20 protein-coding genes are annotated in these 20,081 nt (G+C 69.0%); 8 read left to right on the forward strand and 12 right to left on the reverse strand.

Annotation, left to right across the window (positions count from 1 at the left end):
* Nucleotides 1-6: 6 nt before the first annotated feature.
* Nucleotides 7-1,461, reverse strand: a complete 1,455-nt coding sequence (locus MLG_RS05880; RefSeq protein ID WP_011628896.1) for a methyl-accepting chemotaxis protein — start codon at nt 1,459-1,461, stop codon at nt 7-9.
* Between the two features lie 21 nt (nt 1,462-1,482).
* Nucleotides 1,483-2,907, reverse strand: coding sequence for a methyl-accepting chemotaxis protein (locus tag MLG_RS05885; RefSeq protein ID WP_011628897.1), 1,425 nt, complete (start codon nt 2,905-2,907; stop codon nt 1,483-1,485).
* A 475-nt stretch (nt 2,908-3,382) separates the two neighbouring features.
* Here MLG_RS05885 and mrcB point away from each other — a divergent pair, with 475 nt between their 5' ends.
* Genes mrcB through MLG_RS05905 form a run of 4 tightly spaced genes read left to right on the forward strand, consistent with a single transcriptional unit; the run spans nt 3,383 to nt 8,538 of the window.
* The gene (gene mrcB / locus MLG_RS05890; protein ID WP_198003249.1) at nt 3,383-5,656 is read left to right on the forward strand and encodes a penicillin-binding protein 1B; all 2,274 of its coding nucleotides are present in this window, start codon (nt 3,383-3,385) and stop codon (nt 5,654-5,656) included.
* Nucleotides 5,657-5,712: 56 nt separating this feature from the next.
* Nucleotides 5,713-6,210, forward strand: coding sequence for a tetratricopeptide repeat protein (locus MLG_RS05895; RefSeq protein ID WP_011628899.1), 498 nt, complete (start codon nt 5,713-5,715; stop codon nt 6,208-6,210).
* A complete protein-coding gene (locus MLG_RS05900) occupies nt 6,207-8,156 on the forward strand; it encodes an ATP-dependent DNA helicase (protein WP_011628900.1) in 1,950 nt (649 codons plus the stop codon). Before MLG_RS05895 ends, MLG_RS05900 begins: the two co-directional genes overlap by 4 nt.
* Nucleotides 8,140-8,538, forward strand: a complete 399-nt coding sequence (locus tag MLG_RS05905; RefSeq protein WP_011628901.1) for a DnaJ family domain-containing protein — start codon at nt 8,140-8,142, stop codon at nt 8,536-8,538. Before MLG_RS05900 ends, MLG_RS05905 begins: the two co-directional genes overlap by 17 nt.
* 35 nt (nt 8,539-8,573) lie before the next feature.
* On the opposite strand, the gene MLG_RS05910 is transcribed toward MLG_RS05905, so the two are convergent.
* Nucleotides 8,574-9,662, reverse strand: coding sequence for a hypothetical protein (locus MLG_RS05910; RefSeq protein WP_011628902.1), 1,089 nt, complete (start codon nt 9,660-9,662; stop codon nt 8,574-8,576).
* Between the two features lie 81 nt (nt 9,663-9,743).
* Between MLG_RS05910 and MLG_RS05915 the strand changes: the two genes are divergently transcribed.
* Entirely contained in the window at nt 9,744-10,160 is a 417-nt protein-coding gene (locus MLG_RS05915; RefSeq protein WP_198003250.1) for a M67 family metallopeptidase, read from the forward strand.
* Nucleotides 10,142-11,584 carry a molybdopterin-synthase adenylyltransferase MoeB gene (gene moeB, locus MLG_RS05920; protein WP_011628904.1) on the forward strand — a complete coding sequence of 481 codons (1,443 nt, stop codon included), beginning with the start codon at nt 10,142-10,144 and terminating at the stop codon, nt 11,582-11,584. The genes MLG_RS05915 and moeB overlap by 19 nt, the downstream gene beginning before the upstream one ends.
* A 63-nt stretch (nt 11,585-11,647) precedes the next feature.
* Here moeB and MLG_RS05925 read toward each other — a convergent pair whose 3' ends face one another.
* The 3 genes from MLG_RS05925 to MLG_RS05935 all read right to left on the reverse strand — a co-directional run bounded on the left by MLG_RS05925 (nt 11,648) and on the right by MLG_RS05935 (nt 13,417).
* The gene (locus MLG_RS05925) at nt 11,648-11,929 is read right to left on the reverse strand and encodes a hypothetical protein (protein ID WP_011628905.1); all 282 of its coding nucleotides are present in this window, start codon (nt 11,927-11,929) and stop codon (nt 11,648-11,650) included.
* A 140-nt stretch (nt 11,930-12,069) separates the two neighbouring features.
* Nucleotides 12,070-12,957, reverse strand: coding sequence for a c-type cytochrome (locus tag MLG_RS05930; protein ID WP_011628906.1), 888 nt, complete (start codon nt 12,955-12,957; stop codon nt 12,070-12,072).
* Nucleotides 12,958-12,967: 10 nt separating this feature from the next.
* On the reverse strand, nt 12,968-13,417 hold the full coding sequence (locus MLG_RS05935) for a c-type cytochrome (protein WP_011628907.1): 450 nt from the start codon (nt 13,415-13,417) through the stop codon (nt 12,968-12,970).
* Nucleotides 13,418-13,660: 243 nt separating this feature from the next.
* Here MLG_RS05935 and MLG_RS05940 point away from each other — a divergent pair, with 243 nt between their 5' ends.
* Nucleotides 13,661-14,263, forward strand: a complete 603-nt coding sequence (locus MLG_RS05940; RefSeq protein WP_011628908.1) for a hypothetical protein — start codon at nt 13,661-13,663, stop codon at nt 14,261-14,263.
* A gap of 167 nt (nt 14,264-14,430) precedes the next feature.
* Nucleotides 14,431-14,874, forward strand: coding sequence for a DUF2721 domain-containing protein (locus MLG_RS05945; protein WP_011628909.1), 444 nt, complete (start codon nt 14,431-14,433; stop codon nt 14,872-14,874).
* A gap of 10 nt (nt 14,875-14,884) precedes the next feature.
* Here MLG_RS05945 and MLG_RS05950 read toward each other — a convergent pair whose 3' ends face one another.
* The 6 genes from MLG_RS05950 to MLG_RS05975 are packed head-to-tail and all read right to left on the reverse strand — an operon-like array spanning nt 14,885 to nt 20,014.
* Nucleotides 14,885-16,168 (reverse strand): HlyC/CorC family transporter, encoded by a 1,284-nt coding sequence (locus MLG_RS05950; protein ID WP_011628910.1) that lies wholly within the window; start codon nt 16,166-16,168, stop codon nt 14,885-14,887.
* A gap of 3 nt (nt 16,169-16,171) precedes the next feature.
* Nucleotides 16,172-16,630 carry a cupin domain-containing protein gene (locus MLG_RS05955; protein ID WP_011628911.1) on the reverse strand — a complete coding sequence of 153 codons (459 nt, stop codon included), beginning with the start codon at nt 16,628-16,630 and terminating at the stop codon, nt 16,172-16,174.
* A gap of 1 nt (nt 16,631) precedes the next feature.
* Nucleotides 16,632-17,729 carry a RuBisCO large subunit C-terminal-like domain-containing protein gene (locus MLG_RS05960; protein ID WP_011628912.1) on the reverse strand — a complete coding sequence of 366 codons (1,098 nt, stop codon included), beginning with the start codon at nt 17,727-17,729 and terminating at the stop codon, nt 16,632-16,634.
* A complete protein-coding gene (locus tag MLG_RS05965) occupies nt 17,726-18,622 on the reverse strand; it encodes a DMT family transporter (RefSeq protein ID WP_011628913.1) in 897 nt (298 codons plus the stop codon). The genes MLG_RS05960 and MLG_RS05965 overlap by 4 nt, the downstream gene beginning before the upstream one ends.
* Nucleotides 18,615-19,712, reverse strand: coding sequence for a GGDEF domain-containing protein (locus MLG_RS14775; RefSeq protein ID WP_011628914.1), 1,098 nt, complete (start codon nt 19,710-19,712; stop codon nt 18,615-18,617). Before MLG_RS14775 ends, MLG_RS05965 begins: the two co-directional genes overlap by 8 nt.
* Nucleotides 19,709-20,014, reverse strand: coding sequence for a hypothetical protein (locus tag MLG_RS05975; protein WP_011628915.1), 306 nt, complete (start codon nt 20,012-20,014; stop codon nt 19,709-19,711). Before MLG_RS05975 ends, MLG_RS14775 begins: the two co-directional genes overlap by 4 nt.
* Nucleotides 20,015-20,081 lie beyond the last annotated feature (67 nt).

The raw sequence follows: 20,081 nt of genomic DNA on the forward strand, positions 1-20,081 counted from the left end.
CGCGGATCAGAGCTTGTAGAGTATCCGCATTGCGCCCCAGTGGCGACCATTGACCGTGATCGGCGCCGAGCAGTCGCGCATGAGCACGAACTTGCCGCCGCCCATGTCGCGGCGGTAGGTCTGGAGTAACCAGGGACGCTGGTTCTTGGCGGCGGTCTGGCCGGTGCGGTCCTTCCACAACCGCCGGTTGCGGCTGTTGGCGTTGTTCCACTCCCGCTGCCCCGGCCGTTGCGGCTTGGAGACGTGCAGGTTGTGGGTGGGGATGTAGCCGTTGCGGTCGATGGCGCAGGCCCCGCCGATGGCCGGATCCGATTCTAGGACCGGCTCCTGGATGGGCGGCAGCACGCGGTCGGTGAACTCCACGAAGCGGGTGGTGTACTGCTGCGGGTCGGTGTTCGGGATCGGGACGTAATCCTCGTCGAACAGGTCCGCCTCGGTGATCTCGCCGCTGCGGATCGCCGCCTCGAAGGCCCGGCTGACCTGGGCGGCCGTCTCCGTGGCGACACGGATATAGGGGGTGTCCTCGGTCTCCACGTCACTGGCGTTGGCCAGGTTCATCAACTCCTCGACGAAACTGAGCAACTGGTTCAGGCGGCTGCCGGCGTCCTCCAGCTTCCGCAGCGAGCCGGTGACGTCATCCGCCATCTCGTTCAGGCCGTCCAGGGTCTGGTCGCTGTAGCGATCGATCTCCTGTACGGCGGAGGCGATCCGTGCCGACTCGTTGTCCACGTCACCCATCGCCCGGGCCACGGCATCCAGCACCTCCTGCATGGCGTTGGTGCCCTTCTCCACCTGCTTCGCCCGCTCGGTGCTCTTGCCGCCGGTGTCGATCAGTCCGCGGGTCTGCTCGGTGAGTTCGTGCAGCGTGCGGTCGATATCGGAGGTGGCGTCATGGGTCTGTCCGGCCAGGGATTTCACCTCCTCGGCCACCACGGCGAACCCCTGTCCGGCCTCGCCCGCGCGGGCCGCCTCGATGGTGGCGTTGAGGGCCAGCAGATTGGTCTGCTTGGCGATGGAGCCGATGCCCTTGGCCACCTTGCTCACCCGCACCATGGCGTCGTTGAGCCCGCCCAATTCGGATTCGATGTCGTGCACCGATTGGCTCAGGTCGCGGATGTCGCCCAGGGCCTTCTGGATGGTCTCGTCGGACCGGCTCATGTCGGCGCGGGCGGCGCCGGAGACGTGCTGGGCGTTGCGTGCGGCCGAGTCCACCACCTTGTTGGCCTCGGACATGCGCTGGGCGGAGTCGCGCAGTTCCTCGAACAGCGCCACCTCGCGGCGGGTCTGCTCTTTGATCCCGTCCACGTGCCCGGTGACGTCGGAGGCCTCCAGGCCCAGCTCACTGGTGTGCAGGGAGGTCTGCTTGAGGATCTCCTGGTACTTCAGATCCTCGTCAGTGACCGCCGGCGCCCGCTGTCCACCGGCCGGCTGGTCCTTGGCCTTGCGCTTGAAGAAAAACATTGCGTTGCTGCCCCCCCTGACTCAGTCCGCCGCGTAGATCAGCCGCTGACACCCCCAGTGCCGCCCGCCCACCTTGATGGGCACCGAGACCTCTTTGACCAGGGCATGGTGCCCTTCGCCCAGATTCAGGCGGTAGGTCTGCAGCAGGAAACGCTCGCGGTTGCGGGTCGCGGCACGGGTCTCGCGGCTGTCCAGCCGTCGCCGATGAAACCGCGGTAGTTCGGCGCTGTCGTCCGCTGACGGGGCGCGGGCGGCCTCACGGCTTTGTGCCGGCACATACCCGCCCAGGTCGCAGACGAAGGCGGACAGCACCCGGCGCTGGCGCTGCAGGGCCGGTTCCTGGATGGCCGGCAGCACCCGGTCACAGAACTCGGAGTTGGCGGCGGTGAAACGGGGTGGCGCGGTGTCGGCCTCGCGCTGGTAGTTCTGATCGAACAGCGCCTGTTCGTTGACACTGCCGCGCTTCAGGCCCTCCTCGAAGGCGGCGGCGGTGTCCGCGGCCAGTTGCTCGGCCAAGCGGATATAGGGCGTGTCGATGGTCTCCACGCCCTCCACGGCCGTTTCGCGGATCAGTAGCTCGGTGTAATGACGCAGCTTCTCCGTCCGTGCCTCAGCCTCCTCCAATGCATCGTTGGCGTGCCGGACCTCGCTGGTGAGCTCCTCGAGCCCTCCCACCGTCCTGCGGCAGTGCTGGTCGATCTCGCCGACGGACTCATGGATGCGCCCGGACTCGGTGTCCACGTCCTGCATGGCGCTGCCCACCGTCTCCATGATCTCCTGGATGGCGTGGGTGCCCTCACGCACCGCCTGGGCCTTCTCCGTGCTCTCGGCACCGCGCCGGATCAGCCGCTCGATGATGTTGGTCAACTCCTCCAGGATCTGATGGATCTCGGAGGTGGCATCCGCCGTTTGCTTGGCCAGCTCCTTGACGTGCTCCGCCACCACGGCGAAACCGCGGCCCACCTCGCCGGCGCGGGTGGCTTCGATGGTGGCGTTGAGGGCGAGCAGATTGGTTTGCTTGGCAATGGTGCTGATCTCATTGGCCACCTGGGCCACGCCCTGCAGCGCCTCGTTGAGGCTGCTCAACTGGCCTTCGATATGGGTGACCGACTCGGCCAGCCCGCGGATCTGCTCCAGCGAGTGGGTGATGGTTGCGCGTGAGCGCTCCACGTCCTTGCCGGCGCTGGCCGCCACGTCGTGGGCGCGGCGGGCGGCTTGGTCGACGGTGTCGTTGGCCTCGCTCATGCGCCGCGCGGTGCCCACCAGGTCGGAGAATATGGCCGCCTGGCGCCGGAACAGTTGGGCGACGTGTTCGATGTGGTTGACAATGTCCACCGCCTCCACACCCACGCCGCTGGTGCGCTCGGCGATCTGCTGGATGACCGAGAAATGGTTCATGGTCACGGAAGGCGTGCGCTCTTCGTTGTCCTTGACTACCGAAGCCATGGTCGGCTCCCCCTGGTCCCGTCGTCGTCGTCGTTGTTTGTTGTGGTTGTAATACCTTGCCCGTAGATGACGGCGGTGGGTGGGAAAACTTGAGCCCAACGGCCGGCGCAGGTGGATTAATACGTTGGCAGGGCAAAGGGTAAAGCCACCGGGGCGGCAGGGAAAGCCCCGGCGGGCCTGCCACGGCGGTTCCGCATTGCCGGCAATGGCCACCGGTCAAGCCCGTATCGGGTGGGTAAGCGATGGTATAATCTCCGGCCGATTGAGACAGTCCACGAGTCAGGCCCCCATCTGTGATAGCCGAGTGTCTGAGTAACCGTCGTGCTCCCGGCGCGGTCCGCGAGGATCGGTGCGTCCCGGTGGTCCGGCCGGCGCGGTGCCGTGTGGCAGGTCGGGGGGCGGCCCCGGGTGACCGATGGTGAAGCGATCACGTCAGAGCCGGCGCAGGGCCACCGGGCGGGGGCGCCCCGGGCGTTTGAAGCGCTGGGGCGCGCGTCTGCTGGGCCTGCTGGTCACGGTCGCCCTGGTGGCGGTGGGCCTGCTGGCCTTGTACGCCAAGTCGCTGGAGCCGGAGCTGCGCCAGCATTTTGAGGGCGGCCGGTGGGCGGTCCCGGCCCGGGTCTACGCCCGCCCCCTGGAGCTTTACGCCGGCAAGGCCCTGTCGCCGGTGGAGCTGCAGGTGGAGCTTGAGGAGCTGGGCTACCGGCAGACGACGTCGGGGCGCCAACCGGGGAGTTGGAGCCGAAACGGCGCGGTTTTCCACCTGAGTACGCGCGGCTTTGCCCACCCCGACGGTGAGGAGCCGGCCCGTAGCCTGCGCCTGGCCTTCGATGGGGGGCAGCTGGCCTCGGTGACGGGGTTGGATGACCGGGAGCGGGTCGGTCTGGCGCGTCTGGAGCCGGCGGTGGTCGGCAGCCTGCACGCGCCCCATCAGGAGGACCGCTTGCTGGTCCGGCTCGAGCAGGTGCCGGAGACCCTGGTCCGGGCCCTGCTGGTGGTGGAGGACCGCAAGTTCTTCGACCACCACGGCCTCTCCCTCACCGGCATCGCCCGGGCCGCCCTGGCCAATCTGCGGGCCGGCCGGGTGGTGCAGGGGGGCAGCACCCTGACCCAGCAGCTGGTCAAAAACTTCTACCTCAGTGCCGATCAGACCCTGCGGCGCAAGTTCACCGAGGCGGTGATGGCGCTGCTCCTGGAGCATTACTACGAGAAGGACGAGATCCTGGAGGCCTACTTTAACGAGGTCTTTCTCGGGCAGCGCGGCGGGCGGGGCGTCCACGGTTTCGGATTGGGTGCCGAGTTCTACTTCGGGCGTCCCCTGGATGAGCTCAGCCTCGCCCAGCAGGCCACGCTGGTGGGGATGGTGCGCGGACCCTCGCACTATAACCCGCGCCGCCACCCGGAGCGGGCGCGGGAGCGACGGAATCTGGTGCTCACGTTGATGGCGCGTCACGGCATTATCCCGGGGGACGAGGCGCGGGAGGCCATGGCGGAGGATCTGGGGGTCGTGGCCGACGGTCAGCGCCACCAAGGGCGTTATCCCGCCTTCATGGACCTGGTGCGCCGCCACCTGCAACGGGATTACCGCCGGGAGGACCTGATCAGCGAGGGGCTGCATGTACACACCACGCTGGCGCCGCGGGTCCAGCGTGCCGCGGAGCGGGCGGTGGACAGCCGCCTGGCCGCATTCGGTGCGGAAGGATTGCAGGCGGCGCTGGTGTCGGTCTCGGTGGAGGATGGCGAGGTCAAGGCCGTGGTCGGGGGCGCGGACTACCGCTACGCCGGCTTCAACCGGGCCCTGGATGCCCGCCGCCCCATCGGCTCACTGGTCAAGCCGGCGGTCTATCTGGCGGCCCTGCGGGAACCGGGGCAGTACGCCCTGGGGACCGTGCTCAGCGACGAGCCGGTCACCCTCCGGGATCGCGAGGGCGAGCCCTGGACGCCGCGCAATTACGATGGCGATCACCGGGGTGAGGTGCCGTTATGGGAGGCGCTGTCCGACTCGCTCAACGTGCCCACGGTGCGTCTCAGCCAGGGGCTGGGCCTGCGCCGGGTGGCCCGCACCTGGGCTGACCTGGGCGGCCGCGTCCCCAACACCCTGTACCCCTCGTTCGTGCTGGGTGCCAGCGAACACAGCGTGTTGGAGATGGCGCAGGTCTATCAGACCATCGCCGCCGAGGGCTTCCGGACCCCGCTGCGGGCGGTGCGGGCGGTCACCGACAGCGACGGCGAGCTGCTCTCCCGCTATCCCCTGGCCACCGAACAGGCGGTCGATCCGGCCAGCAGTTACCTGTTGCAGCATGCCCTGGAGCAGGTGGTGGCGCGGGGCACCGCGCGCGGGTTGCGGTCCTGGTTGGGCGACACCCACGGCCTTGCGGGCAAGACCGGAACCACCGACGATTACCGGGACGCGTGGTACGCGGGCTACTCCGGGGATCTGCTCTCGGTGGTCTGGTTGGGGCGGGACGACAATCAACCGATCGGGCTCACCGGCAGTGGCGGGGCGATGCCCGTCTGGGGCGAGCAGTTTCAGGCATTGAGCTTCCGCCGCCTGAACCGCCTGCCCCCCGCTGGCGTGGAGGAGGCCTGGATCGATTACCGGACCGGGCGGCGCAGTGGCCCGGACTGTGACGGGGCGGTGGCGCTGCCCTATATCAGCGGGCACCTGCCGGCGGAGTCGGTGGTCTGTGCCCGCGAGCCGGACGACGACGACCGACGGGGCTTCTGGGATCGCGTCTTCCGGCGCTGAGCCGCGGTGGCGTTGCGCCCCATACCTTATGACCCGGAACCGGGGGATGACGACCCATGACCACCACATTAAGACTGCTGGCCCTGCTCCTGCCACTGACCCTGGGCGCATGTGCTGTGCTGCCCCCAGAGGACCGACGGCCGGAGCCGGTGGAACCGGCCGAGGCCCCGGAGCCAGAGGAGGAGGCCCCGGTGGCGGAACCGGAGCGCGAACGCGAACCGGAGCGCGCGCGCATTCCCGATGCGGTCCTGGAGCTGGTGGCGGATGCCCGGCAGGCCGCCGATGCGGGGGAGTACGACCTGGCGGCCGCCTACCTGGAGCGCGCGGTGCGGATCAGCCCCAACCTGGCCCCGCTATGGCAGAACCTGGCGGTCGTGCGCTTCCAACAGGGCGACTACGCCCAGGCGGAGCAAATGGCGCGCCGCTCCATCCGCTTGGCGGAAGGTGACCGGGCGCTGCAGCAGCGTAACTGGCGGATCATAGAGGCCAGCCGCATCGAGCAGGGTGACGAGGAGGGTGCCCAGGAGGCGCGTCGCCAGGCGGAGGCCATTTGACCGCCGGGGACGCCCCCTTGCCGGAGGTGGCCCTGGAGGTGCTGGGCGCCGACGGGGCGCTGGCCGCGCGGATACTCGGCTTTCAACCCCGGGAGGCTCAGCAGGGCATGGCCGCGGCGGTCGCCGAGGCGCTGGCGGACAGCGCCACGCTGGTGGTCGAGGCCGGTACCGGCACCGGCAAGACCTTCGCCTACCTGGTGCCTGCGCTGCTCTCCGGTCGGCGGGTGGTGATCTCCACCGGTACCCGGACACTGCAGGACCAACTCTTCCACCGCGACCTGCCCCTGGTGCGCGACGCCCTGGGTGTCCCATTGCGTGCCGCGCTGCTCAAAGGGCGGGGCAATTACCTCTGCCTGCAGCGGTTGGGCGCAGCGCGCGAGGGGACGCCGGGGCTGAGCACGGCACAGCAGGATGCCTTGGAGCAGGTGGCGGGGTGGGCGGCCACCACCGACTCCGGTGACCTGGCCGAGGCGCCGCCGGCCGCCCGGCGCCCCGATGTGCGCCCCCGAATCACCGCGACCGCCGAGAACTGCCTGGGCGGACAGTGCCCCCGCTTTTCCGAATGCCACTTCTACGAGGCCCGGCGCCGGGCGCAGGAGGCCGACCTGGTGGTGATCAACCACCACCTGCTGCTGGCGGACTGGGCCCTGCGTGAATCGGGCTGGGGCGAGGTGGTGCCGGAGGCGGAGGCCTGGATCCTGGACGAGGCCCACCAGCTGCCGGAGACGGCGGCGCGTTTTTTCGGCCTGGGCCTCAGCGCCCGACAACTGCGGGACCTGGCCCGGGACTGCCTGGAGGACTACGGGCGCGAGGCCGGGGATCAGCCCGGTTTTCCGGAGCGGGTGGCCGCGGTGACCGCCGCTGCCGATTCGCTGCGCGACGCACTCGGTGAGGGCGATCAGCGGGCCGCCTGGCCGCAGCCCCCCGCTGCGGAGCTGCGCCGGGCGGTGACCGCACTCAAGGGGGCACTGCACGACCTGGCCCTGGCCCTGGCGCCGCTCTCCGAGCGCGGGCTTGGCCTGGCCCGGTGCCAGCAACGGGCGGAGGCGCTCCACCAGGCACTGTGTCGCTTCAATGAGCCCGGGAGCGGTGATGGGGTGCCCTGGTTCGAGACCCAGGGCTCGGGGTTCTGGTTGCGGCTCACGCCGCTGGATGTCTCCGGTCCCTTCCGCAACCGCCGTGCCGCGGCCCCCGCCGCCTGGGTCTTCACCTCCGCCACCCTGGCCATGAAGGGCGATTTCTCCCATTTCGCCGATCGTCTGGGCCTGGAGGCACCGCGCACCCTCTGTCTGGACAGCCCCTTCGACTACGCCCGGCGGGCGCTGCTCTACCTGCCCGACAATCTCCCCGACCCGGACGCACCGGATTATGCCGAGCGTCTGGTGGCGATGGCGCGGCCGGTGATCACCGCGGCCCCGGGCGGGGCCTTCCTGCTGTTCACCAGCTACCGGGTGCTGCGCCGGGCCGCCGAGTCCCTTGCCGGCACCCTGGACCGCCCGCTGCTGGTCCAGGGGGCGGCGGCCCAGCACGAGCTGCTGGCCCGGTTCCGACGGGCCGGGGACGCCGTGCTGCTGGGCACAGCCAGCTTTTGGGAGGGGGTGGATGTGCGCGGCGCCGCGCTCTCGACCCTGATCATCGACCGGCTGCCTTTCGCCTCACCCGCCGACCCGGTGCTGCAGGCCCGGATTCAGGCGGCGGAGGCCGAGGGGATTTCCGCCTTCCGCCACCTGCAGTTGCCGCATGCGGTGATTACACTGAAGCAAGGGGTGGGGCGGCTGATTCGCGATGCGGATGACTGCGGTGTGCTGGTGATCGCCGATCCGCGGCTCACCCGCCGGGGCTACGGGAAGGTCTTCCTGCGGAGTCTGCCGCCCATGAGGCGCACCGGGTCGCTGGAGGAGGTGCAGGCCTTCTGGCAGGAGGGGCGAGATGAAGTTTCTGGATGAGTTGGCCGATGCCCGGATCAGGGAGGCCCTGGAACAGGGCGAGCTGGACGATCTGCCCGGAGCCGGCAAGCCGCTGGCACTCGATGACGACAGTATGGTGCCGGAGGAGTTGCGGACGGCGTACCGAATCCTCAAGAATGCCAACTGCCTGCCGCCGGAACTGCAGGATCAGCGCGAGGTGGAGTCCCTTGAGGCGCTGCTGGCCGGGCTCGACGACGACACCGCCATCCAGCGCCGCCAGCGCACTGAGGCGGAGAAGCGCCTGGCGCTGCTTCGGGCCCGGCTGGAGCAGCGCCGGGGCCGCGGGCGGGGCGGCGGCCTGGTCGCGGTGGAGCGTGCTTACCAGGAGCGGCTGCTACGCCGGCTGGGTGGCGAGGAGTAGGCCCCGCCAACGGGCGTTACCAACCTTCCGAAAGGTTAGTAACAGCGGGCGGCCTGCACTGAGAGCACCCGGGGCAGGAACTCCGCCACCGTCTCCCAGTGCTCGCCGCCGTCGCGGCTGGCGAACAGGTGGCCGCTGGAGGTGCCAAAGTACAGCCCCGCCGGATCGGCACCGTCCTGGGCCATGGCCTCGCGCAGGACGGTGACGTAGGCGTGGCGTTGCGGCAATCCCCGGGTCAGGGGCGCCCAGTGTCGGCCACCGTCACGGCTGCGGTAGACGCGCAGGCGGCCGTCGCAGCAGGTCCGCAGGTGGTTGCTCTCAATGGGGATGACGTACACCGTGTCCGGATCCTGCGGCGGGGTGGCCAGGGCGTAGCCGAAATCGCTGGGCAGTCCGGAGGAGATCTCCGTCCAGTGCCCGCCCCGGTCGTCGCTGCGGTAGACGCCGTTGTAACACTGCCGGTAGAGCCGCTCCGGCCGGCGCGGACAGAGCACCGTGCGGTGCACGTTGTGGCCGGTCACGGCGCAGCGGCCGGGCAGGTTCTCGGCGCGGACCCCCTCGTTGCAGGGGCGCCAGCTTCGCCCGCCGTCGTCGCTGCGGAAGACTCCCCCGGCCGAGATGCTTACGTAGAGGCGTTGCGGCGATTGCGGGTCGATCAGGATGGAATGCAACGAAAAGCCACCGCGGGCCGGCTCCCAAGTGTCCCGCGTGGGGTGTTCGTTGAGTGACGCCACAGGCGTCCAGCTCTGGCCGTAATCATCGCTGCGGAACAGGCCGGCCGGATCGGTGCCGGCGTAGACCGTCCCCGGGGCCTCGGCCGGTCCCGGCGCCAGGTGCCAGACCGCCTTCATCCGCTTGGGCCACAGCCCGGGGCGGTGCAGGGGCACGCCGGCGAGCGGTTCCCAGCGGTGGCCGGCATCGTCGGTGCGGTAGATATGCGCGCCCCACACGGGGTGGTCCACCGCCGCCAGCCCCCGCTGCGGGTCGCGCGGGTCCAGCCAGGCGTGCAGCACCTCGTATCCGGCGATCAGCGGCCCGGCCAGCTCCCAACCGGTCCGGTCAGGGGTGTCCTCCAGCCGGAACAGGCCCTTTTGGGTGCCAACGAGCAGTACGGTCTGGGTCACGGGGTCGGGTTCTCTCCACGGCCAGTGGGGTAGGGGCCAAACGATACCTGACTAAGTTACCATGAAGTCATGATGGCGCCATTGTCCCCACACGCCCTGACCCTGCCCGCCCGCGAGCGCGACCGGCTCGCGCGGTTGGGCCTGGCGCGCTGGCCGGAGGAGGCCTGTGGGCTCATGCTGGGCTGTGACGGTCGGGTCCGGCGGCTGGTGCTCTGCCGCAATGTGGCGGCCCGCCGGGCGGACCGCTACCTGGTCCACGCCCGCGATTTCCTGCGCTGGGACCGCGCCGCCCACCGCCTGGGCCTGGATATCCTGGGCGTCTGGCACACCCACCCGGACGGCGGGGCGCGACCCTCCGGGACCGACCGTGAGCAGGCCTGGCGGGGGTGGAGCTACCTGATCGCCGCTGTGGACGGGCGTGCGATCACCGAGTTGCGGAGCTGGCGCCTGCGTGGCGATCATTTCATCGAGGAAACGTTATGTCTGAAACCAGCGTAACCGTGCGCCTGCCGGCGCCGTTGCGGCCCTTCGCCGGGGACCAGCCGGAACTGCACGTCCCGGGCGCCAGCGTGGGCGAGGTGCTCGAGGCCCTGGCCCGCGACTACCCGCTGCTGCACGCCCGTCTGGTGGATCCGGACGGCGAGTTGCGGGCCTTCGTCAATCTTTTCCGGGGTGAGCAGGACGTACGGGAGCTGGCGGGGCAGAGGACGCCGCTGCGGCCGGGCGATGTGCTGACCGTGTTGCCGGCGGTGGCCGGCGGGGCGCCCTCCGCCCTGGAGCGCCTCTCGGCGCGGATTCGCCGGGAGGTGCCGGAGGTCACACCGGCGGAGGCGCAGAAGCTGGCGGCGCAGGGGGCAGTGCTGCTGGATGTGCGGGAGGCCGGGGAGGTGGCAGAGGGCAGCCCCACCGGCGCGCTGCGCATCGACCGCAACTGGCTGGAGTTGCGCATCGAGGAGGCGGTGCCCGAGCCGGAACGGCCCATCCTTACCCTGTGCGCCGTGGGACAGCGCTCGCTGCTGGCGGCGGACGACCTGCGTCGCCTGGGCTATCGCGACGTGCGCAACATCGCCGGCGGCTTTAACCGCTGGAAGGACGAAGGCCTGCCCTTCGAGGTGCCGCGGGTGCTGGATGACGCCTCGCGGGCCCGCTACGCCCGCCACCTGCGCATGCCCGAGGTGGGTGAGGCGGGGCAGCTGCGCCTGGGCGAGAGCCGGGTGGTGCTGGTGGGGGCCGGAGGGCTGGGTTCGCCGGCGGCGCTCTATCTGGCCGCGGCCGGGGTGGGCACCCTGGTGCTGGTCGACCATGACGTGGTGGACCGCAGCAACCTGCAGCGCCAGATCCTGCATACCGACGACCGGGTCGGCCAGCCCAAGACGGAGTCCGGGCGGCAGGCGGTGGCCGCGCTTAACCCCCAGGTGCGCGTGGAGGCCGTCCAGGCCCGGCTGAACAGCGAGAACATCGAGGCCGTGCTCGCCGGCGCCGACTTGGTGATCGACGGCTCAGATAACTTTCCCACCCGCTACCTGGTCAATGACGCCTGCGTGAAACTGGGCCTGCCGCTGGTCTACGGCGCGGTCTACCGGTTCGAGGGTCAGGTCACGGTGTTCAATGTGGATGACGGGCCCTGCTACCGCTGCCTCTATCCGGAGCCGCCCCCGGCGGAGCTGGCCCCATCCTGTGCCCAGGCCGGGGTGCTGGGCGTGCTACCGGGGGTGATTGGGCTGCTGCAGGCCACGGAGGCGGTCAAGCTCCTGCTGGGTGTGGGGGAGCCGCTGTCCGGTCGACTGGTGCACTACGATGCGCTGCGGGGGCAGTTTCAGCAATTGCGGATGAAGGCCAACCCCGATTGCCCCGTTTGCGCCCCCGGGCGTCCGTTCCCAGGTTATGTGGACTACGAGGCCTTCTGCAGCAGTTCGGCCTGAGCGGAAATGGACCGCGGGTGGGCGGTGCGGCCGGCCACGACCGCACCGGGCGCCTCAACGTGCTTATTGGTCCAGCGCTTTGTCCACCGCCTCCGGGTGGGTTTCGCAGAAGTGTTTCAGGGTTAGTTTCAGCTTGACCACGTGGCGGGTATCGCCGCGGGCCTCGGCGTGTTCAATGTCGTCCAGGATCATCCGCCGGATGCGTGGACAGCCCTCCGGTGAGTGCACCAGATAGTTGCCCAGTTCGATCGCCAGCATCTCCGAACAGTGCTCGTGCTCGCAAATGGCGTCGATCTCCTCCTCCGTGAGCTCCGCGAGCTCCCGGCAGTCGTCGATGGTGAGCATGGTGACCTCCTGCTGCTAGGCCGATATTGGGGCTGGGGAACGGGGAGTCTTTATATCAGTATCGATCAGCCTACTGGCCTGTATAGGGCAAACCGTGCGTCATCTTGACGCAGATCAAGACAGTACCGGGCCGACCGGGATCAATCGACGGCGTGTTCTATGGGCTCCAACGACAGGATGTAATGGGCGATGGCCCGCCGGTCGTCATCGCTCAGATGGCTGCTGGACTCGTCGATGAACTCCCCCATCAGGCCGCCGGCGAAGTCGCCGTCCGGGTCCATGCCGAAATCCAGGTAGCGGACCAAGTGGCGTTCGCTCCAGCGTCCGATCCCGGTTTCGCGGTGGGGGGTGATATTGGGGGCGGTCTCTCCCTCCGGGCCGTCCCGGGCCCCCGCCAGCCACCGGTCGCGGTCGAGGCCGCCGGTGCGGGTTCTCGGCGTATGACACTCGGCGCAGTGGCTCAGCGCATGGACCAGGTACGCCCCCCGGTTCCAGGTCTCCGAGCGGGACGGATCGGGTTCGAATTCACCCGGCTCGAAGTTCAGCCACTTCCACCCGGCCAGGGGCAAGCGCCAGCGCACGTGCCAGTGGAGTTCGTGGGGGCGGTTGGGTTGACTGACCGGTTCCAGTGACTGGAGGTAGGCCCACAGGTCCTCGAGATCCTGGCGCCGCATCCGGGTGTAGCTGGTGTAGGGGAATACGGGGTAGTAGTGACGCCCGTCGGGCGCGCGCCCTTCGGTCATTGCGCCGATGAAGTCATCCAGCGACCAGTCCCCCAAGCCGTACTCCGGATCGGGGGTGATGTTCGGCCCGTAAAAGGTGCCGAAGGGCGTCTCCAGCGCCCGGCCCCCGGCGAGGAACTCGGCGTCCTCGTCCCGGGGCGTATGGCAGGAGACGCAGCCCCCGGCCCGCATCACATACTCGCCGCGGGTGACCGGGTCATCCCCGGGTGCCTCCGCTGCGGCCGGCCCGGTCAGCGCCAGGACGGCCGCAGCGGCCAGGGCGGCTGTGGGCCAGCGCCCGGTCATGGGACCGACCTCAGTCGCGGAAATCGTCGTGACAGGCCCGACAGGATTGGCCCAGATCGCGGAAGGCCGCCATGATCTCCCGGTCAGTGCCATCCTCGCGCACCACCGCGTAGAAGGCCTCCGCGGCATCCCGGGTCTCAGCAGCGCGCTCTTCGAACGTCTGGCGGTCACTCCAGACCGCCTCGCGGGCGTCGTTGTCGCCGACGTCTGAGCCCTCCGGGAAGAGGGCGGGGATATCGCGGGTGAACTCCGCCAGTATCCGGGCGTGTTGCTCCAGGTTGTCGCGGAAGTCGACACCGTCCATGATGATGGCGGCCGACGCCGCGGCATTACCCCCCAGCGAGCTCATCACCCCCTGGCGGTAGTCGACGATGGCCTCCGGATCGGCTGCCATGGCGGGAAAGACCAGGCTGCCCCCCATCGCGACGACCAAGCATCCGTTACGAATTGCCTTGATCATGGAACTCTCCTGTATTTTTGTCTGTCCCTCAGTTAACGCTCGCCACCCAAGGAAACTATCGTCTGGCCTGCGTGACTTGGCAAGCGGTCAAGGCGAAAATAGCGGTGTGGGGCTGTGGAGTCACGGCGCCGGGTAGCGATTAAAGCGGATTTGACAGGCAGCGTTTGCTTGCTGTTAGTGTTTACGCACTCAATTCACTCGCGGCCGACGAGGCCGCCCATAAAATTTGGTGTCCAATTGTCCATGACTATCATTGAAACGATGAAATCTCGTATGGCGCGCGCCGGCATGGTCGCGGCCGTTTGCGGTGCCCTGGCCCTGGGGACCGGGGTCGCCGGAACGGCCATGGCACAGCAGCAGGGCGGCCAGGGCATGGAGCAGGCGCAGCAGGCGCAGATGCGTCTGCAGGAGATCCACCAGCAGCTGGGTGAACTCCAGCAGCAGACGCTGGAGGACAACGCCGGCCTGCGCCAGGAGCAGGAAGACCTGGAGGAGATGGCCGTCACCACCATGGAGAGCATGGGCCACGACCCGCGTGGCAACATCGAGCGCCTCGAGGAGCTGCGCGACCAGCTGCAGGCCGCCGAGGGCGATCCGGAGCAGCAGCAGAGCCTGTTCGAGGCATTTCAGGAAGAGCGCATGGCCCTGGAGGAGGCTCAGCGCGATGCCATGGAGGATGAGGCCTTCATGGAGGCGCAGCAGGACTTCCAGGACAACCTGCTCGCCGCGATGCGTGCCGATCACCCCGAGACCGACGACCTGATCGCTGAGTTCGAGGAGATCCAGCAGGAGATGATGCAGATGCAGCAGCAGGGTGGCGGCATGCAGGGCGGCGGTATCCAGTAAGCCCTGCCGCCTGTCGACACCGCACTCACGAGTGCGTGCGAAAGGTTGCTGTGCGAGGACCGGTCCCCTACTGGGGGCCGGTCCTCGCGCGTTTTCGGGGCCTCATTGGCAGCGGCGCGTGATCGCGGGACAATGACCGCTTCGTTTCCGAGGAGACCCGGCCCAGGATGCTAAGCCCCGAATCGCAAACCACGGAACTCGCACTGTCCACGCCAGCGCTGCTCTTTCCGGCGATTTCGCTGCTGCTGCTGGCCTATACCAACCGCTTCCTAGCCCTCGCCTCGCTGATCCGCGACCTGCAGGCGCGCTACCGGGACAGCCACGACACCCGGCTCAAGGGGCAGATTGATAACCTGCGCCGGCGGGTCATATTGATCCGCAACATGCAGGTGGCGGGGGTGGCCAGCCTGCTCTTTTGTACCTTCTGCATGCTGGCCTTGTTCGCGGGCTGGCTCCTGCTGGCGCAATGGATCTTCGCCGTCAGCCTGCTGTTGATGATGCTGTCGTTGGCGCTGTCGTTGCGGGAGCTGCAGATCTCGGTGGGTGCGCTCAATCTGCAGCTCAGCGATATCGAAGAGGGGCGCCGGCGCGGCGGTGCGGCCGGGCGCTGACGGCCGCGCCTCAGTGCCGCCGGGGCTGGCGGCGGCGCTTGTGGTGGGGTTGGACCCGGGCCATTTTCACCCGGTTGTCCTGGGTTTGCAGGATGGTCACCGGCCAGCCCTGGATCAGCAGGCTGGTGCCGGCCTCGGGGATCGACTCCAGGTGCTCCAGGATCAGGCCGTTGAGCGTACGGGGGCCATTGGCGGGTAGCCCCCACTTGAGCACCCGGTTGAGCTCGCGCACGGTGGTCTGACCCTCCACCATCCAACTGCCGTCGGGCTCCTGGTGCATGTTGGCCAGTGCGGAGCCCGGGTCGGTGGTGAACTCGCCCACGATCTCCTCCAGGATGTCATCCAACGCGGCCAGGCCCATGATGTCGCCGTACTCGTCCACCACCAACCCGATGCGCTCGCGCCGGCGCTGGAAGTTGAGCAACTGCTGATGCAGCCCGGTGCCCTCGGGGATGAAGTAGGCCTCACCGACCCGGCTTTCCAGGTCACTGCGGGTGAAGTCGCTGCGCAGCAGGTCGGCCAGCAGTTGGCGGACATGGATCATGCCCACCAGGTTGTCGATGGCGCCCCGGTACACCGGCAGGCGGGTGTATTGGGTGTTGATCAACATCTCCACCGTCTGCGCCCAGGGGGCATCAAGATCGAGTCCGACCACCTCGTTGCGGGGCACCATGATGTCCTCCACCGTGGCGTACTCCAGATCGAGGATGCTCAACAGCATTTTCTGGTGGCGTCGGGGGATCAGGTTGCCGGCCTCATTGACCACCGTGCGCAATTCCTCGCGGCTGAGGCTGTCGTCGCCGGTGTCGGTGACGCGGACGCGAAACAGCCGCAGCAGGCCATTGGCCACGGTGTTGACCATCCAGACCACCGGGTAGCTCACCAGCAGCAGCGGCGTCAGGGCGTAGGCGGCGGGGAAGGCCACCCGCTCCGGGTTCACCGCCGCCAGCGTCTTCGGTGTCACCTCGGAGAAGATCAGGATGGTAATGGTGAGCAATACCGCGGCGAGGGCGATCCCCGCTTCGCCCATCAGGCGGATGGCGATCAGCGTGGCCAGCGACGAGGCGGCGATGTTGACCAGGTTGTTGCCCAGCAGGATCACGCCCAGGACCCGGTCGGGCCGCTCCAGCAGGCGCTCCGCCAGGCGGGCGCCGCGGTGGCCCTGCCTTGCCAGGTGACGCACCCGGTAGCGATTCACCGCCATCAGCCCGGTCTCGGAGCCGGAGAAGCAGCCTGAGAGCACGATCAGCACACCCAGGGCGATGAACAGGGTGGATAGCGGGATGGCCTCCACGAGTCAGGTCCGGACCTTGGGGCCGACCCCGGGCAGGGCGCGCAGTCGGGCCAGTTCGTCGTCGTCGGGCAGGCGTGGCCGGTCGCGCTCACGGTCGACGATACAGAGAAAGCCGAGGGGTTCATCGCCGCTGGCATGGAACTGGTGAAAGGTCTGTGGCGCGATGTAGATACAGTCGTGCCGGCCGATCCGGTGCAGCGCATCGCCCAGGATCAGCTCCCCCTGCCCGCGCAGGATCACCACCGTGTGAGTGTGCTGATGCCGCTCCAGGGAGGAGTAGCCGCCGGGGGCGATCTCAAAGTACCGGGTCTGGTGGCCCAGTGCGCGCTCGTCCTCGTCAGCGCCCAGCAGGGTCTGCCGGGTGATGGCGCGGAAGTGGGTGCCATCGGTCTTGTAGGCCTTCAGCGGCACGCCCTCCCAGCGGTAGTCGCGGGCGTGGATGACCTTCGATTGCTCGGGCATATCAGTCTCGGATCGCTTGCATCAGGGCTCGGGAGGCGGCCTCGATGTCGCCCTGGGCGTAAAGGCTGCCCCCGATCAACAGGATGGTATCGGGCCCGTAGGCCTGCTTCCAGTGGCCAGCCCGCTTCACGTCCACGCCGCCGCCCGGTGTCGGCCAGGCGCTCGCCAGTCCCTCCAGGGGCCGGCGCAGGGCGTGGTTGATGGCCTGGCAGGTGTCGGCGGAAAAGCGAAAGCGGCCGCCAACGTTGGGATAGATCACGGCATCGGCGCCGGCAATGCGGAATAACTCGCCCAGCAGCAGGGCCGGGCTGATGCCGTGGCGCGGCAGAAACAGCCCGCCGGTCATCGCCGGATGCGCCATCAGGGCCAGGCCGTATTCGTCCCGCGCCCAGCGCAGGGTCTCGAGGCCGGTGAGCCAGGGGCTGATCAGGACCATCTCACAGCCGGCGTCCCGCGCGGCCGCCAGCCGTTCCCCGAGGGCCTGGGGCGCTGCGGTGACATTGGGCAGGTACAGGCTGCGGCCGCCGCTCCTGCGGTTGGCCTGTCGCACCGCATCCTGGCAGGCGTTCAGGCGCTCGGCGAAGGGGGCGTCCGGCTGATCGGCCAGGCCGTGGTCGTCCTTGATCAGATCAACGCCGCCGCGGGCGAAGGCGGCACACCGTGCGGCCAGCGCCGGTGCCGACAGCCCCATGGGCTTGAGCGCGGCGCAAAGCAATGGCCGCGCCCCCACGTCCAGCCGCGCCCGCAGCCCGGACACCCCCAGCCCGGGGCCGCCCCAGCGGCGCAGCAGGCTGGGTGGCCAGGCCACCTGAACCAGCCGGATGCCGGACTGCAGCGAGATATTGCCGAAGAGCAGGTTGAGGCACTGGGTCAGCTCACCACCGATGGCGGCCAGCGGGTAGTCGATCTCGAGGACCCAGTGGTCCGCCCGCGGCTCGAGCGTGCGGATTCGTCCCACCATGCGCTCGGCGATGTCGCCGGGCAGGCAGTCGGCCGGCATCTCCACGGTCTGCTCCAGGGCGATGCCGCGGGCCTTGCCCTCGGGGGATTCACCCTCGGCCAGGTAAAGCTCATAGGTGGCAGTGAGGACGTCGGTCATGGGTGTTCCTCCGCGGGCCGCCGGGCCGGCGGCGCCGCCGGTCGGCGCAGGGTCAGGTTGAGCAGGCCGGCACCGATGACCAGGGCCATGCCCAGAAGGGTCATGGGGCCCAGCAGCTCGCCCCAGATCCACCAGCCGTAGAGCGAACCGAAGACCACCGAGATGTAGGTGAAGGGGCCCAGGCGCCCCGACGGGGCGATGGCGAAAGCCCGGGTGAGCAGGAGCTGGGCCGATGTGGCACAGGCGCCAAGGACCACCAACAGCACCAGCGTCTGACCCGTTGGTGTCTGCCAGACCCAGGGCAGGGGCAGGGCGGAGACCGTGGTGGCGGTCACGCCGAACCAGAAGACCACCCGGCGGCTGGATTCCTCCGGGCCCATGCGCCGGATGGTGACCTTGGCCAGCGCCGCCAGCGCGGCACCGGCCAGGCCCACTGCCCCCACCTGCAGGGCGGCGCCCTGCATGGCCCCGTTGGGTTGCAGGATGAAATAGACCCCAAGAAAGCCGACGGCGATGGCTAGGACGGTACGGCCGGACAGCGTCTCGCGCAACCACAGCCAGGCGATCAGGGGTAGAAAGAAGGGGGCGGAGAGCTTTACCAGCAGCGCCTCCGCCAGCGGCATATGGGCGATGGTCCAGAAAAAGCAGTACATGGCGCCCACGCCGGCCAGGCCGCGCAGCAGATGCAGGTGCGGCACGCGGGTGGCCAGCCCCCGGCGCCCGCCCCGGACCAGCAGCGGCAGCAACAGCAGCAACCCGAACAGGTTGCGGAAGAAGACGAGCATCTCGCTGGGCAGTTCCGCCGACGCCGCCTTGATGGTCGCCGCCATGGTCGCCAGCAGTAACTCGGCGATGATGATTAGGGTTGCCCCCCGGCGGACGGCATCACTCATTGTGGGGCGACAGGGGCACTTTCTCGGCCAGGGCGCAGGTGTTGCCCCCGGAGTGCTTGGCCAACTGCAGCGCCGCGTCGGCCGCGGCCATCAGATCGTCGCTGCTATCGGCGTGCTCCGGGTAGCCGGCCACGCCCATGGACACGGTCATCGCCGGCAGGTGCAGGCCGCGCAGGTGCACTCGGACCTTGGCCAGTTCCCGCCGCAGATCGTTGGCCCGTTCGATCGCATCACGGATGGCGGCCTCGGGCAGCACCAGAAGGAAGCGCTGGCCGGCGGCCCGGGCACAGATGTCCGAGCCGCGGAAGGAATGCTGCAGCAGGTCACTCATGGCCTGGAGCATGCGGTCACCGGCGTTCTGGCCATGCCGCTGGTTGTAGGCCTCGAAGCGATCCAGGTCAATCAGCACCACCGATAGCGGAAGCTGGTGGCGTTGGGCCCGATGCAGTTCGCGCTCCAGGGTGTCCTCCGCGTAACGGCGGTTGAACAGTCCGGTGAGCGGGTCACGGACGTTGCGATGGCGCAGGCGGTAGCGGAGGGTGTGGGTGGCCAGGGCCAGCCCGGCGGCCGAGGCCAGCATCTGCAGGGTCTGTTGTTCGCGTGCACGCAGCGCCCGGCCAGGGCTCAGGGGGCGGAGCTCCACGACCCCAAGGTAGAGGCCTTGGGCCTCGATGTTGAGTCGGTGTGCTGCCTGGTCCTCGGTGCACTCGTAATGAAGCGCATTGGGGTCGGTGAGCAGTTCGGCACCGCGCCAGGCGGCGATCGCCCGGTTCGCGGGTTCTACGCCGGCCTGGTCGACAAAAATGGCCCCCGTGGTATCGGGCAGCAGCTCCGCCGCACAACGCGCCAGCAGTTGTGCGGCGTCGCCCTGGCTCAGGCTCTCGGTGAGACTGCCCAGCAGGGCGTGGAAGGCCTCGAGCACGTGGCCGAGCGCCGGGTCGGTGTCGGCAGCCCACCCTGCGCTGTCCCCGGTCAGCCCTTGGAGCTGGCGTTCCAGACTCGCCTGTTGGTCGTCCAGTTGCCGGACGAGCTGCCGCTGGGCCCTGAGGGCCTGGTTGATGGCCTCGAGCTTGCTCTGATCTGTCGTCATGGCTTGTGGCTGTCCTGGTCCCGGGGCGGGCGGCCCGGGGCGTTTGCAGTCGGGTCAACGCCCGGCGGTGCCTTGCCACCGAGCAGCCGTACCAGCCGGGCACCGGTCTCCGGGTGGCGGCGGGCGAGCCGCGCGAGCACGAGTAGGGGTGAGCCGATGGCGAATACGGCAAGCAGTATGAAGCCGATCAGTTTAAGCCATGGAGGGAACAGTGGCCATAACCAGGTCACCAGTGCGTAGAGCAGGGCTATATACGCCACGGTGAACAGGGCGGCCAGAATGAGGGCGGGCAATGTGCGCATGACGGCTCCGCGGGCTGTCGGGACCCGGTCGGCTGCGACCCGGGGGTCGGGCCGGGTTTCGTTCCGG

The organism is Alkalilimnicola ehrlichii MLHE-1 (assembly GCF_000014785.1).
GTDB classification, from domain to species: Bacteria; Pseudomonadota; Gammaproteobacteria; order Nitrococcales; family Halorhodospiraceae; genus Alkalilimnicola; species Alkalilimnicola ehrlichii.